Origin of the sequence: Desulfosarcina sp., from assembly GCF_041551955.1 — a bacterium.
Lineage (GTDB): Bacteria > Desulfobacterota > Desulfobacteria > Desulfobacterales > Desulfosarcinaceae > Desulfosarcina.
In genome coordinates this window covers 1-14,247 of the sequence record NZ_JBFELV010000094.1, presented here as the reverse complement: position 1 = coordinate 14,247, position 14,247 = coordinate 1, and the positions used below count along the sequence as shown (strand labels likewise).

Genomic DNA, 14,247 nt, shown 5'->3' with positions numbered 1-14,247 from the left:
GCGTGTGTTTTTAACCTTGGCATGTTTATTGATTTAGGATGCAGGCAGCAAATCACCGATACTTACCCATACTTTCCAAGGAGGGCAAAATGGCTCAAACCGCATTTAAAGGATCACCCGTTCCATTGTCCGGCGATCTTCCCCAGCGAGGGACGGATGCCCCAGGTTTTACCTTGACCGGCAGCGACTTGTCCGATGTTTCGCTGAAGGACTATGCAGGGAAAACCGTCGTTCTCAACATCTTTCCGAGCATCGATACACCAACTTGCGCTATGTCGGTGAGAAAATTCAACGCTGAAATCGGCAACACCGAAAATGCGGTAGTGCTTTGCATATCGGCCGATCTTCCCTTTGCCCATGCGCGTTTCTGCGGAGCCGAAGGGCTGGATCACGTGGTCTCCGCATCTACCTTTCGCAGCCCCGGTTTCGGCGATGCCTACGGCATACGGATTGCCGCCGGTCCGCTGACCGGTCTCATGGCGCGGGCGGTGGTGGTCATCGACGGGAAAGGCAAGGTGGTATACACCCAGCTGGTGGATGAGATTTCCGAGGAACCGGATTACGAAAAAGCCATGGCGTGTCTGACCAGTTAGGCGGTCATGCAGGGCCGGCTTTACGGCGGATCATTCCCGGGGCATGGAGGACGAGGGTCGCTGTGACCACGAGCGTGCCAGCGGGTGATATCGAATTAAGGAGCGTCGATGGCAAACGAGCGTGTGCTGATACGGTGCCGAAACTGCGGCACCCGCAACCGGATCCCCGTGGCGAGGCTGCAAGATGGACCCCGATGCGGACGCTGCAAGCAATCATTTCCACCTATTCGCATCCATAACCGGCCGGTGATGGTGACCGATCGCACGTTTACCGACGAGGTGATTGCCAGCCCCCTGCCCGTACTGTTGGATTGCTGGGCTGCCTGGTGTGCACCTTGCGGCGCCATGGCTCCCATTCTGGAGGACCTGGCAAAGAGCTATGCGGGTCGATTGAAAGTCGCCAAGCTCAACGTCGACCAGAATCCGATGACCGCCAGCCGGTATAGTGTCATGAGCCTGCCGACGCTTCTGTTTTTCCGAGATGGAAAGCTGATTGATACGGCTGCCGGTGCCTTGCCGAGACTTGAAATTGAGCGGTTTCTCTATCGTTTTATGAACAAGTAATTGTCAACCACTCAACGGAGCTAAAATGAAGATTGCCATTACCGGTGCATCGGGATTCGTGGGAACAGCATTGACCCGCCTGCTGCTCGACGGTGGACACGTGGTGACCGGGTTGGGAACGTCCGGCTCCCATCCACTTCAATCGGCTGCGAACTTCACATGGATCTGTGCAGACACTACCCTTTCCGGAGCCTGGCAGGCGGCGGTGGGCCAGGCCGATGCGGTGATCAATCTGGCCGGACGCACCATTCTCAAACGCTGGTCCCAGGCCTATAAAGCGCAGATCGTCGACAGCCGCATTCTCACCACGCGCAATGTCGTCAGCGCCATGAAGGGCAAGGACAAGGTCCTGATCAGTACGTCGGCTGTCGGCTACTACGGAAGCCGGGGTGACCAGCCGCTCGCCGAGGAGTCGACCCCGGGAACGGATTTTCTGGCCCGTTTGTCGGTGGATTGGGAAGAAGCTGCACGGGTTGCAGAAAAGCAGGGCGTCCGGGTGGCCATTATGCGTTTCGGTGTGGTGCTGGGATCCGGCGGCGGGGCCCTGGCCCAGATGCTGCCGGTCTTTCGCATGTTTGCCGGCGGCCCGTTGGGAAGCGGCCGACAGTGGTTTTCCTGGATTCACATGGCCGACCTTCTCGCTGCGATTCAATTTCTCCTCGATCGTAAAGATGCGCACGGTCCCTATAATTTTTGCGCGCCGGGGGTGGTCCGCCAAAAGAATTTCGCCCGGGCGCTGGGCGCCGCCCTTGGCCGGCCGGCCGTGGTACCCGCCCCCTCACTGGCCCTGCGGCTGATGATGGGGGAGGCCGCCGGGGTGCTTCTGGCCAGCCAGCGGGTGCGTCCCGACCGATTGATTGCCGATGGATTTTCTTTCCGTTTCGCAGAGGTCGACAGTGCCCTGGCGGACCTGGTGGGTTGATCATGACGCAACAGATACTAACCGCCGCCGATTATCATCGGATCACCAGCTACCGTCGCCACCGACTGACGCCCCACACCCTGGATTGGGCGCATCAACCGATGCCGGTCAAGCGCTACCCGGGTCTGCCCCGGGTGCCACTGGATCGCCGGGCGAAGCTGCCGGCGATCGATTATTTCGACCTGATGAACCGCTGTCTGGGCACTGAATCGAACTGCTTAGAACCCCTGGACCGTCAGGTGATTTCAACGGCATTCAGGCTGACCCACGATATTACCGCCCGTGCCGTGCAGGCGGGAACACCTTTTTATTATCGCAGCGTGGCCTCGGCCGGTGCGCTGTACCCGTTTGAAATTTACCTGGCCGCTCACCACCTGGATGGGATAGATCCGGGCGTCTACCACTACGACCTTTTCGATTTCTGCCTGACCACCTTGCGCCACGGATGGGTGCCTGAAATTCCGCCGGTGGACCACACCGTTTCAGCTACCTTTTATATCACCGGCCTTTTTTTCCGCAGTGCGTGGAAATACCGCAATCGCGCTTACCGCTATGTGCTTCTGGATGCCGGCCACCAGTTGGAGAACCTGCGGCTGGCCCTGGGTGCGCTGGACCTTTGCTGTTCGATCCATCTTGATTTCGATGATGAGGCTGCCGCGACCCTGCTGGGATTAGATCCGCAGCGGGAAGTCTGCCTGGCATGCGTGCATCTGCATAAGGGTAGCACGGTGGCGAAAAAGTCTGGCGAGGCCAACCCCTTGAAACCCCTTTCCGCTGATATTCTTAAGGCATCCAGGGTGTCTGGGCAAGAGGTCGCCTATGGGGAAATCCTTTCCATCCATCGGTCCGGAAATGGGCTCAGCAGCCCCTTTGCTGGGACCCTCCCGGCGCAGCACGTGCTGGCAAAACAGCCGTCGTCGTGGATCGATATAGATGCGCCGGATCATCCGGGGCCGGCAGATTATGCTCGTGTGCTGCAGCAGCGTCGTTCCCGCCGAAACTTTATTGAATCGTCCGAGCCCCTGGGTGGATTCACGGCTTTCCTGGACCTGATGGTCCGCCATATGGGGGCCGCTTCACGTATGCCAACGGCGTGCCGATCCGCCATCAGCCTTGGGTTTCTGGTTGGCGCAGGGATGCCGATTCCGCCTGGTTATTATCTGCTGGATCCGGACGCGAAACGTTTGGGCCGCGTGTCGGACGGCAGGCTTACCGAATCCATGGCAGCTGCCTGCCTGGATCAGATGTGGCTGAAGCATGCCGCCCTCCATTTGCTGTTCATGACCGACCTGGCTGCCCTCGATCGACGTTGGGGGCCGCGGGGCTACCGCTATGCCATGATCGAGGCCGGGCGGATAGGCCAGCAGGCGTACCTGGCGGCCACGGCTTCAGGCTGGGGGGCCTGTGGGATCGGTGCCATTTACGACCGGGAGGCGGCTGATCTGCTGGGTCTGGCGGCCGACGGGGCGTTGCTTTACCTGGTCGGGGTCGGTCCGGTTAAAACGCGTTGACACCCCACCGGAACGTCACCCATCCTGTGGGGTAAAGATTGCTGTGGCTGCCGGCCCCGGATGGTAAACGATCCTTAACCCTTCATCATTCAACTGGGAGAAGAGACCATGCCCTCCGACCTTAAAATATTCAGCGGCGGCGCCAACCCCCAGCTGGCCACCCGCATCTGCGACACACTGGGCATCGGCCTCAGTCGCCTGTCTGTGTCCCGCTTTTCCAACGACAACCTATTTGTCCAAATCCGTGAGAACGTGCGTGAAAAAGATATATTCGTCGTCCAGTCGTTCACCGCGCCGGTGGGTGACACCATCATCGAATTGTTTATCATTCTGGATGCCTTGAGAAGTGCCTCGGCCCGGCGCATCACGGCGGTGATTCCCTATTTTTCCTATGCCCGCTCAGACAAGAAAGACGCCCCGCGTATATCCATCACGGGCCGCCTGATGGCCGACCTGATCAGGACCGCCGGGGCCGACCGCGTCCTTACCATGGATCTTCACTCAGACGCGGTGCACGGTTTTTTCAGCATCCCGGTGGACCACCTTACCGCCATTCCCTATTTCGTGGACCATTTTCACCGCCGGCTGGACCTGGACAACGCCGTGGTGGTGGCCACGGATGCCGGCGGCGCCAAACGCGCCGGCCGGTTTGCCGAACGCATTCACCTGCCCATGGCCATCATCGACAAGCGGCGTGTGGCCGATACCGAAGTCGTTCAGGGACTGGTGGTGGGCGACGTAAAGGCCCGTGATGTAATCATCTTTGAAGACGAGATTTCCACAGGCGGGACCCTGGCCGCGTCGGTGAAAACGCTAGCGGCTGCCGGTGTGAAAAGCATTCACGTGGGGGCGACCCACGGTGTGTTGTGTGGTCCCGCGGTAAGCCGGTTGGTGGACAGCCCCATCGAATCCGTGGCCGTCACCGATACGGTGCACCTTCCCCGGGAAAAACATGCCGATAAGATCCATACCCTCTCGGTGGCCCCGTTATTTGCCGAAGCCATCCGGCGCATCCACACCGGGGAGAGCGTCGGCGCCCTCTTTGATTAATTATTCGTTAAAGTGGTTCCCATCGCTGCCGATATGCCCTATCAAGGAGGCTCAACCATGGATATCGTCTTAATCAACAGCGCCTTCGTGAGAAACGAGGAACCAAAAAAACGACCGACGCGGGTTCCCGGTAAAAAACTAAATTTCACGGAAAAGCGCCGCAACCGAACGGATCGGCGCAAAAGTGTCCGGGATGGGGTGGTGGTCAGCCTGTCCTATCAGAATGACCGGCGGACCGGATCGGATCGGAGACGGACCGACACGTGAACCAGATGAATGCCATGATGCTGGCGCGTATTCACGATCTGAGCAAGACCGACGCTCCCCTGGTGCCGCAGACGGTCCCCATCCCGGTGCCGGGCGATCAGGAGATTCTGATCCGCGTGGGGGCCTGCGGGGTATGCCACACGGAACTGGATGAAATCGAGGGGCGAACCCCCCCGCCGCGGTTTCCCGTGATTCCCGGGCATCAGGTGGTGGGGCGGGTGCGAGAAAGCGGTACGGGTGCCGTTCGGTTTTCAACGGGGCAGCGGGTGGGGGTCGCCTGGATCAACCGAACCTGCGGCCGTTGTCAATACTGTCTGGATGGCCGGGAGAACCTTTGTCCTGAATTTACCGCCACCGGGCGGGATGTCAATGGCGGCTATGCCGAGTATATGACGGTGCATGAGGCATTTGCCTACCCGATTCCCGATGGTTTTTCAGATGCCCAGGCGGCACCGCTGCTTTGTGCCGGAGCCATCGGGTACCGGTCCATGGTCCTTTGCAACCTGCGGGACGGGCACCGTCTCGGGCTGACCGGATTCGGCGCTTCGGCCCATTTGGTGCTTAAGATGGTGCGGCATCGGTTCCCTGGCGTGCGCGTTTATGTGTTTGCCAGAAGCCGCGACGAGCAGGCATTTGCACGCTCTTTAGGGGCCGTGTGGGCCGGGCATACCAACGACACGGCACCGCACCCCCTGGATCGGATCATCGACACCACGCCGGCCTGGACGCCGGTGGTGGAGGCCTTGAATAATCTCTCACCGGGCGGCCGTCTGGTCATCAATGCCATTCGCAAGGAAGCGGCCGACCGGGATGTCCTTCTACGGCTGGACTATTCTTCTCATCTATGGCATGAAAAGGAAATTAAAAGCGTCGCCAACGTGGCCCGGTCAGATGTTTCCCGGTTTCTGGAACTGGCCGACCGCATCCCCATCATTCCAGAGGTGGAGACGTTCAATCTCGAAGGGGCCAATCGGGCGCTCCTTGAATTGAAAAACAAGCGAATCCGGGGCGCCAAGGTGCTGGTGATGGACCATGGGTAGGGAGTCCGATAATTCCATGCCGCTACTCCCGAATGCAGCTAAAGCATTTTGTTGATCCTGCCGATACCCTCTTCAGCAGCTTCCGCAATAATTGGTCCAGGACAGACCATCAGCCCCGAGCATGGCCGGAGATGCCGTCGTGAGAAAATTTATCGCCAACCATGTCAAATTGATCAGCAGAATGGACCGGGATATCGGCGTCCTGATCGACAACTGCCTGGGGTTTCTCTATTCCATCGATCTGGGGCATGAGATGCGCAAAGAGACCGCCCGGATTGAATCGGCCCTGTACGACATGGTATACCTGGGTCGAACGCCGGCCGGTAGCGAGTTCAAAGAGAACCTCTTCCGAACGCGGATACTGCCGCTCATGAAGGTTCTTGCACCGCCCGGATACTACTTCGGTATTGATCCGGATAATAGTGGGTTGCTTGGATACTGGCGGCAGCATGATGTCGACGCCGATGAAGGTCAATCCATGCCGGTCGATTCCCGCACTACCGGCTGAAGGGGTTTCCGGCCTGCGGCAAATTCCTTGACACGTTGTTTTGCCCCATTGTAGGTCTAACGAAGTGGCCATATATTTGAGCATGACCACTTCGGCTCATTGCAGCCATCTCTTTTTTCACCGTCATTGGTTACCATCACAACAGAATTCTAGCACCGCTCATCGTCCACAAAACCGGGTTCGCGCTTTGTTGATGCCTCACGCCGGATTCACCTATTCCGCGACCCAAGCTGCCCTGGCCATTTCCCGTGACCGGTTCAACCGGGTGTTGTGGTTGGGGCCTGATCATCGGGTGGGGAAAGGAGCCTATGCAACACCCAACCGATAACCGTCGACCGCTCACCTCTGAACAGGGGGCCGCCCTGGTCGCTCTGGCGCGGCAGACCCTGGCTGACCATTTCGGGGAAACGGTCACAGCGGCCGATACGCAACAACTGGAGGCGCTCCTTTCAGATCGAGCGCTTCAGGCTCGCTGCGGCACATTCGTTACCTTGAAAATCGACGATCAGCTGCGGGGGTGCATCGGCAGTCTGTCGGCCAGCGTGCCCATTCTGGAAGGGGTCTGCAACAATGCCCTGAATGCGGCCCTCCATGATCCGCGGTTTTCCCCCCTTGGCAGAAAGGAGTTGGGAGCCGTGCATATCGAAGTGAGCGTACTTTCCGAACCGGTCGCGCTGGATTACACCGATGCAGATGATCTGGTGGCCAGGTTGAGGCCCGGTGTCGATGGGGTGATCATCAAAAGTGGATTGGCCAGCGCCACTTTTTTACCCCAGGTGTGGGATCAGCTGCCCCAGGCGGAACCGTTCCTTTCCCACCTGTGCGCCAAAGCCGGCCTGCCTGCCGATCAGTGGCGGAAAGGGGGTCTGGAGGTGCAGGTCTATCAGGTTCAGTACTTTGAAGAGGCCCGATGACGATGGTGTCCGCAGGGTGGTGGTCGCCATGGGCACTGCCTCGCGGCCGTTGAACGGGTATGCGATCAGCCGGCAGGATTAGTTTAAACGTTCTGTGGCGTGGTTTCGGATAAACCGATCGATCAGTTCCGTTTGAAGCATGGTGAGGCCCTCGAAGCACACGCCGCGGCGGGCCTGACCCGCTTCGGGGAGGGGGAAGCCGGGGATGCTGCTGTCGGCGGGAATATCGGAAACGTTTTTGCATCGGAGGCCGTTGACGAATATTTCACCGTCGGGTGTCATAATGGCAAGCCGGTCGGATGGATCGTCCGGCACCGATTCCATGTCGTGGCCATAAGCCAGTCCGGACACCCCGATGTCCACCAGGCTGAACCGCTCGTAAGGGTAGGTGCGGGAGATCACGAAGGTGCCCGCAGGAACACCAAATCGCGGATTTTTACGACGCTCCGTTGATGCTGGCATCAGCACGCTGCGGATGGTTTCGGCCAGCTTCTGCATGCCCACCGGCTTCATGATCAAGGACTGGATCCCCAGGGACTGTGCATTCTCCTGACTGATCTGCTCGTTGAACCCGGTGCACAGAATAATGGGAAGATTTTTGCGCACAGCCTTCACCGCTTTGGCCAGGCCGGTGCCCGTCATTCCGGGCATGGTCATGTCTGTGATCAGCAGGTCGTAGAGCCGGGGGCAGTCGAGAAACGCCTTGAGCGCCTCGGCGCTGTCGGTATATGCGCTGACCGTGTACCCCAGCTGCTCGAGCACCTGGCGCATCATGTCTACGAGCATCTCTTCATCATCCACGATCAGGATATGCTCATTGCCGCCGGTCAGGTGCTGCTGGTTGAAAATAGCGGGTTCCGCGTCGATGACCGCGTCCACCTTCGGCAGGTAGAGGTGAAATTCCGTGAACCGGCCCGGCCCGCTGAAGGCCCTTATGGTGCCGCCGTAGCCCTTGATGATGCCATGAACGACCGAAAGGCCCATGCCCGTGCCCTTGCCGGTTTCCTTCGTGGTGAAATAAGGGTCGAAAATCCGATCGATGATATCCTTTTCGATGCCGTGGCCGGTGTCGGCGACCACCAGCCTGGCGTAGCGGCCCGGGGAAAGTCCCGATTCGGCGGCGGCGCTCTCTACCGTCACCGGGTCCAGCCGGATGGTCAGCACGCCGCCGTCGGGTTCCATGGCATGGGCCGCATTGGTGCATAGGTTGAGCATGATCTGGTGAATCTGGGTGGCGTCGGCGACGGTGATGCATTCGGTTGTGCAGATGTTGCGTTCGATGGAGATGTTGGTGGGCAGGGAGGCCCGCATCAGCTTGAGTGACTCCGTGATGACGCTGTTGAGACGGAGTGGCTTGCGGCCGGATTCCTCCTTGCGGCTGAAGCTGAGCAGCTGCTGAATCATTTCCCGTGCCCTCAGGCTGGCTGTGAGAATCCGTTCCAGGTTCAGGTGGGGGGGGCTTTCGCTGGGCAGGTCGGCCAGGGCCAGTTCCGCGTTGCCTAAAATGATGCTCAGCACGTTGTTGAAGTCGTGGGCGATGCCGCCGGCCAGGGTGCCGATGGCTTCCATTTTCTGGGACTGGCGCAGCTGGTTTTCAAGCTGAATTTTTTCGGCCCGGACGCACCCGTTATCCTTTTTCATCTGCCGCTGTTTCAGCACGTTCTCCACCCGGATGATCAGTTCGTCGGGTTCGAAGGGTTTTTTCAGATAATCGCCGACCCCTTTGCGGATGGCCTTGATGGCCGAATCGACGGAGGCCTCTCCCGTGACGATGATGAAAGCGGCGTCGCAGGACGTACGGTCAACGGCGTCGAGCAACTCAAAGCCGGTCATCTCCGGCATCATGACATCCAGGATGACCAGGTCGGGGGACTCGGCATGGATGAGGGTCAGGGCATGGCGGGAGCTGTTGGTGGTTAGAATCTGGTAGCTGCCGTTGTCCAGGACCGCCTTGAGGCTCTCGGTCATCAATGGCTCATCGTCGCAGATCAGTATTCGCGGGCGGTTCTCCATGAAGCGCTCCTAAGTAGCTGAGTCCAGTGCAGTTCTGTTATCCGATTCATTGTCGCCGGTGGGCAGTTCGATGTGAAAACAGGTCCCCCTGCCTGGCGTGCTTTCGCACAGCAGGTTGCCTTTGAGGTGGGCCACCGCCTCCTGGACGATGGATAGCCCCAGCCCCTCGTGACCCGTCTTCGAAGTCACATTAACCTTAAATAGGTCATTTTTGATCGATTCGTCAATACCCGGGCCGTCGTCACAGACGCTGATCTTGATATGGCGTGCTGTTTCTGTGTTGCCGACGGGCCGGGAAGGCGCTTCCAGCATGCGGCTGATCACTTGAATGGTTCCGCCATCGGGCATTGATTCTATCGCATTTTTCAGCAGGTTAATCAATGCCTGCTTCAGCCGGTTCCGATCCGATGCGATGGCGGGAATGTGCGCATCCAGGTTTTGTTTTAGGACGATATTCGCATTGCCGGGCAGGCTTTCACGGAACAGCCCCAGTAGGTCGGCGATCGTTGCATTCACGTCAACGGTGTCAAGGCTTACGGGAATCCGTTCTGACGGTGATGTCAGTGATTTTATCAGCCCGGTTACACGACTGATCTCCTCGTTGATAATGCGGAGCTCATTCTTGGCCGATGATTGATCATCGAGGCGCAGGTTCAGGACCTTGAGATAGTTTTTGATGATGCTCAACGGGTTGTTGATTTCATGAACGATTTTTCGTGTTTTTGACATGGTGGAGGCATCGCGATCTGCCGCTCGGCTGGCGCTTTGCTCGTCGCGTTGACGTTCTCGTTCCAGTGCCTCGGCCACGGCAGCCACGATGGCCGCCAACAGCGTTGTCTGCTGCTCGACCCATGTCCAATCGCCGGCATCGATTCCCAGGAGCAGCATCGCCCTGCCACCGTCGCTGCCCGATCGAAACGGCATGCAGAGGATGCCATCCTTCTTCATGTAGGCAATGAGTTGTTGGTCGATGATCGTCAGTTTCCTCCTGTGGGCGGCTGAAAAAGAATTCACCGTTTCACCACTCACATGGCTGATGGCTGGCAGGCAGTCCGATGCGGTCAGGGGGATGCGCAGCCGATCGACGTCCATTGGTAAGATGCTCCCCGCGGCGAAGCGTCCGATCAGAAAGTTGCTGTTGGAATCATAGTCAACCAGAATCAAAGCGTCGATACCCATAAAGACGCTGAGACTTTGCCGCAGTACCCGCATGATCGAACCACGGCTGGATGCCGTCAGTAATTGCTGATAAATGCTGGACAGGACGGTTTTGGCTTTGATCACCTGGCATAGGGGAATGGTGATCGTATCGGTGGTCCAGTCTGTTTCCGACAGATCAGGGATGTCGCCCAGTTCCTTGGCCACCATCAGGGCCTTCTCCTGGGCTGCGTGTGAAAGATGGTTCAGTTGCTGGCTATCCAGGCCCAAAAGGCGGGCAACCGTTTGATATGTTTCGGATGTCGGATGCGGCTCGACGGCCAATCGGTTGGCGGACCACACCATTTGGACCAGTGGGAGGGCATTGACAACCGCCGCCGTGGTGGCCGTGTGGTACATGGCCGCATCTGCCGCAAACCATGCCTCGGTGTAGCGGTGGATCAATTGCGCCCCAATTCGGCCATGGTCTGCCCCGGCAACCTGTTCCTCTGCTTTGAGCAACGGGAGCGCCTCAACAGCGTCGGCCAGCATGGGGGCGCACGCTGCCGGTGTCCTGGCGAATAGGGCCAGTTTGCCGATGTCGTGAAGCAGGCCGGCGGTATAGGCATCCTCCACGGGACGATAGTCCAGTGCCAGCGCCAGCCCTTGTGCCAGCAAGGCTGTGGTGAGGCAATGCCGCCACAACCATTCAAGCGCCAAACCCTGACGATGGTGGATGCCGTTTAGTGCCTGATCGGCTATGACTTGGGTTGTAATGGCATCGATTCCGGCCAACCCGATACGGCTGACCACGTCGTCAATGTCGGAGGAATCCGCAGCCTTGGCTCTCGAGGCCATGGACCGGTCGAGGCGAATGGCCAGAAAGCATAAGGCCGGATCCATTCGGATGAGTCGGGATAGATCGGGCAGAGCGATGGATGGATCATGGCGGACGAGGATGAGTCGTTTCAAAATAATAGGAAAAACAGTAAGTTGAAACCTGCCAGTGAATTCTGAAGCGATGCGCGCAGCGACTGCCAGTCCCATTGAAATATCTCATCTGTTCAGGAATACGTAGCTCGTTTTAATACTCTCTCTTGACAGAGCAATGAAGGTGCCAACGAAAGAAAACTATCGGTATAAATCGTCCGAATGAGATATAGATGTATAATATCAAATAGTTATGAATTTGTATATTTTCCTTCCAGTATTTTTTCACCCCTGTCAACCATCGGATTTCATCGGAAAAGCTATGGTGTGAATTTCACAACCGTCTAATTAACTGTGAAAAAAAATTCACTGCCAGGGCCTTCCGGCGCACCGTTTGCCCTATCCATGGTCAGTATTTTCGATATCCGCCGGTTCGAGGCCTTTTGAGATTGCACCGAAGGAGAGTTATCCTATACGGTCACCATCGTTTGGGTGGGAATGATCGAGTGGACGCCAGGTGCGTCCGGCGTGGAAGATAAAGAAAAGAATCGGCAACCCATGAGGAGGGAAGATGAAACGCGGTGCATTCAGTCGACTTTTTTGTTCACCAGGTCGAAGATGGCGTTCTTCAATTTCAAGGAAAAGGTCTCCGGTACCTGACGGCGTTCAAGGTTTCCGCACAACGCCACCGTTTGTTTCAGGGTCTCCAGGCAGACCTGGCAGGGCTTGCACGCCTTGATATGTGCTTCAATCTCCTTGCAGGTGGGTGCGTCAAGTTCCCTGTCGATATACTCGGAAAGCCGTTCGAACAACGTCAGGCAGTTTTCGTGGGAAGGGTGCGGGTCATTCTGTTTCATAATAATATTTCAGTGCTTCTCTGAGGAAAAGCCTCGCCCGGTGTAGGCGCACCTTGATGTTGGTGGGGGTCAGGTCCAGTATATCAGCCGTTTCCTGGGTGGTGAACCCTTCCACGTCCCGCAAAACCGCTACCAGCCGATACTTTTCTGGAAGGTCCAGCAGCGCCTGTCGGATAACGCCGGCCAGTTCTCCGTCAAGCACCTGATCCAGAGGCTGGGATGCCCATCCAGGCAGGTCCATCGATACAGCCGATTCGTCTGCCGGAAGAAATTCGTCCAAAGAGAGTTCTCTATCGGGTGCATACTTGGACCGGCGCTTTTTTTTAAGGCAGGCACTGGTGGCGACCCGGTACAGCCAGTTTCTGAATTTGGTTTCATAGCGAAACCCCTCGAGGTATTTAAAGACATTCAAGAAGGTGTCCTGCACCATGTCTTCGGCGTCGCTGGGGTTGTCACACATTCTCAGGCCAAAGTTGTAAAGGCTTTTCTCGTAGCGATTGACCAATTCATAAAAAAGATCCTGACGACCGCCGTTGATCGCCCGGACCAGTTCGGTATCCTTATCGTCGTTTTTCGGTTTCTCCGACGGGCTCGGCATTGGTTTTCTTGTCTGTCACCTGACAGGCATCCCGCATTCACGTAGAGATACCCAGTTTCGGCAGAATATAGGTCTGAAGTAGGATCCAGACGCCCACGACCGCCAGCAAGATCAAAATTTCCTTCATCTTTTTACCTTTCATATGTGTTTATATGGGGGATGTCCATTGGTTTTTTATCCCAAAACTAATGAGACGAGGTGGGGGATTCGGTTACAGGGAAGGGGGGTGTGGGGGTCAGTGCCTGGCCTTGATACGTCCAGCGTCGATGCCATATTTCTTGATCTTGTAGTGGATGGCCCGCCGGCTGATGCCCAACACCTTGGCGGCCTCTTTTTGAATCCCGCCGGTCTGTTCCAGGGCCCGGAGGATGGTGTTTTTTTCGCTCGCTTCCAGAGAGAGGCAATCGTCACTGGCCGAATTTTCGGCACAGGGTTCCGTTACGCCTGCCACATGAAAATCCTCCGGCCGAAGCACGTGGTCCCGGCACATGACGATGCCCCCCTCGATGGCGTTTTTCAATTCCCGAACATTGCCTGGCCACGCGTAGTCACAAATCCAGTTCATCGTCTCTTCGAGGACGCGAACCATCTCCACATCATGCTGGCTGCAATACTGTCGGGTGAAGTGGTCGACCAACAGAGGGATATCCGCCTTTCGCTCCCGCAGCGGGGGTATGGTCAAGGTCACCACCCTGAGGCGGAAAAACAGGTCTTCCCGGAAGCGACCGGACTTGATGGCTTCACCCAGATCGGCATTGGTGGCCGCAATGATTCGGCAATCCACGGGGGTTCCCTTGAGTCCGCCGATTCGCCGGATGGTCCGGTCTTCGATAAACCGGAGCAATCGGATCTGCATTTCATGGGAGATGTTACCGATTTCATCAAGGAACAGCGTGCCGGTATCCGCCGTTTCGATGAGTCCCTTCTTGTCGCTGACGGCGTGGGTGAAGGACCCCTTGACGTGGCCAAAGAGTTCACTTTCCAGAAGGCCGGCGGGTGTGGCTCCGCAATCGACCACGACAAACGGTTTTTTCCGGCGGTGGCCCAGCTGATGGATCCGATTGGCGATGCGCTCTTTTCCCACCCCGCTTTCCCCGAGAATCAGGACGTTGACGCTGCTTCGGGCCACCTTTTTAACCAGACCATACAGGTTCTTCATGGCAGGGCTTTTCACCTGGTCGTCGGTGTCCGTATCAGGAACCGGATCGACGGCCTGGAGCGGGTCCGCGTCCTGGCATTCCAGCACGACTGCGTCCCGCATCTGGGTCGCGCTCCGAACTCGCGTCACCTGGACTCCGTACGGGTCGGCGAGTGCCACGGGCCCTGAAACGAGCGAGACATCG

The 14,247-nt window shown here is 57.7% G+C and carries 15 protein-coding genes; 10 read left to right on the top strand and 5 right to left on the bottom strand.

Features of this window, described 5'->3' with window-relative positions; genetic code table 11:
- The first annotated feature begins 89 nt into the window (after nt 1-89).
- The 10 genes from tpx to amrA all read left to right on the top strand — a co-directional run bounded on the left by tpx (nt 90) and on the right by amrA (nt 7,369).
- On the top strand, nt 90-593 hold the full coding sequence (gene tpx, locus ABYV26_RS09525) for a thiol peroxidase (RefSeq protein ID WP_372680403.1): 504 nt from the start codon (nt 90-92) through the stop codon (nt 591-593).
- 108 nt (nt 594-701) lie between these two features.
- Nucleotides 702-1,157: a thioredoxin gene (gene trxA, locus ABYV26_RS09520; RefSeq protein WP_372680401.1), complete on the top strand. Its 456-nt coding sequence runs from the start codon at nt 702-704 to the stop codon at nt 1,155-1,157.
- 25 nt (nt 1,158-1,182) lie between these two features.
- A complete protein-coding gene (locus ABYV26_RS09515; protein ID WP_372680399.1) occupies nt 1,183-2,079 on the top strand; it encodes a TIGR01777 family oxidoreductase in 897 nt (298 codons plus the stop codon).
- A gap of 2 nt (nt 2,080-2,081) precedes the next feature.
- Nucleotides 2,082-3,590 carry a SagB/ThcOx family dehydrogenase gene (locus tag ABYV26_RS09510; RefSeq protein WP_372680397.1) on the top strand — a complete coding sequence of 503 codons (1,509 nt, stop codon included), beginning with the start codon at nt 2,082-2,084 and terminating at the stop codon, nt 3,588-3,590.
- A 108-nt stretch (nt 3,591-3,698) separates the two neighbouring features.
- On the top strand, nt 3,699-4,640 hold the full coding sequence (locus tag ABYV26_RS09505; RefSeq protein ID WP_372680395.1) for a ribose-phosphate diphosphokinase: 942 nt from the start codon (nt 3,699-3,701) through the stop codon (nt 4,638-4,640).
- 57 nt (nt 4,641-4,697) lie between these two features.
- The gene (locus tag ABYV26_RS09500; protein ID WP_372680393.1) at nt 4,698-4,907 is read left to right on the top strand and encodes a hypothetical protein; all 210 of its coding nucleotides are present in this window, start codon (nt 4,698-4,700) and stop codon (nt 4,905-4,907) included.
- 5 nt (nt 4,908-4,912) lie between these two features.
- The gene (locus ABYV26_RS09495; protein WP_372680407.1) at nt 4,913-5,947 is read left to right on the top strand and encodes a zinc-dependent alcohol dehydrogenase family protein; all 1,035 of its coding nucleotides are present in this window, start codon (nt 4,913-4,915) and stop codon (nt 5,945-5,947) included.
- Between the two features lie 139 nt (nt 5,948-6,086).
- Nucleotides 6,087-6,455 (top strand): hypothetical protein, encoded by a 369-nt coding sequence (locus ABYV26_RS09490; protein WP_372680391.1) that lies wholly within the window; start codon nt 6,087-6,089, stop codon nt 6,453-6,455.
- A gap of 82 nt (nt 6,456-6,537) precedes the next feature.
- Nucleotides 6,538-6,783, top strand: a complete 246-nt coding sequence (amrB, locus tag ABYV26_RS09485; RefSeq protein ID WP_372680405.1) for an AmmeMemoRadiSam system protein B — start codon at nt 6,538-6,540, stop codon at nt 6,781-6,783.
- Entirely contained in the window at nt 6,764-7,369 is a 606-nt protein-coding gene (gene amrA, locus ABYV26_RS09480) for an AmmeMemoRadiSam system protein A (protein ID WP_372680389.1), read from the top strand. The genes amrB and amrA overlap by 20 nt, the downstream gene beginning before the upstream one ends.
- 78 nt (nt 7,370-7,447) lie before the next feature.
- Here amrA and ABYV26_RS09475 read toward each other — a convergent pair whose 3' ends face one another.
- The 5 genes from ABYV26_RS09475 to ABYV26_RS09455 all read right to left on the bottom strand — a co-directional run.
- Entirely contained in the window at nt 7,448-9,382 is a 1,935-nt protein-coding gene (locus tag ABYV26_RS09475) for a response regulator (protein ID WP_372680387.1), read from the bottom strand.
- 9 nt (nt 9,383-9,391) lie between these two features.
- Complete coding sequence (locus tag ABYV26_RS09470; protein WP_372680385.1) at nt 9,392-11,566, bottom strand: HDOD domain-containing protein; 2,175 nt, start codon at nt 11,564-11,566, stop codon at nt 9,392-9,394.
- 470 nt (nt 11,567-12,036) lie between these two features.
- Nucleotides 12,037-12,306, bottom strand: coding sequence for an anti-sigma factor (locus tag ABYV26_RS09465; protein WP_372680383.1), 270 nt, complete (start codon nt 12,304-12,306; stop codon nt 12,037-12,039).
- On the bottom strand, nt 12,293-12,904 hold the full coding sequence (locus ABYV26_RS09460) for an RNA polymerase sigma factor (protein WP_372680381.1): 612 nt from the start codon (nt 12,902-12,904) through the stop codon (nt 12,293-12,295). The genes ABYV26_RS09465 and ABYV26_RS09460 overlap by 14 nt, the downstream gene beginning before the upstream one ends.
- A 235-nt stretch (nt 12,905-13,139) precedes the next feature.
- A partial coding sequence (locus ABYV26_RS09455; protein ID WP_372680379.1) for a sigma 54-interacting transcriptional regulator occupies nt 13,140-14,247 on the bottom strand: 1,108 nt, incomplete at its 5' end.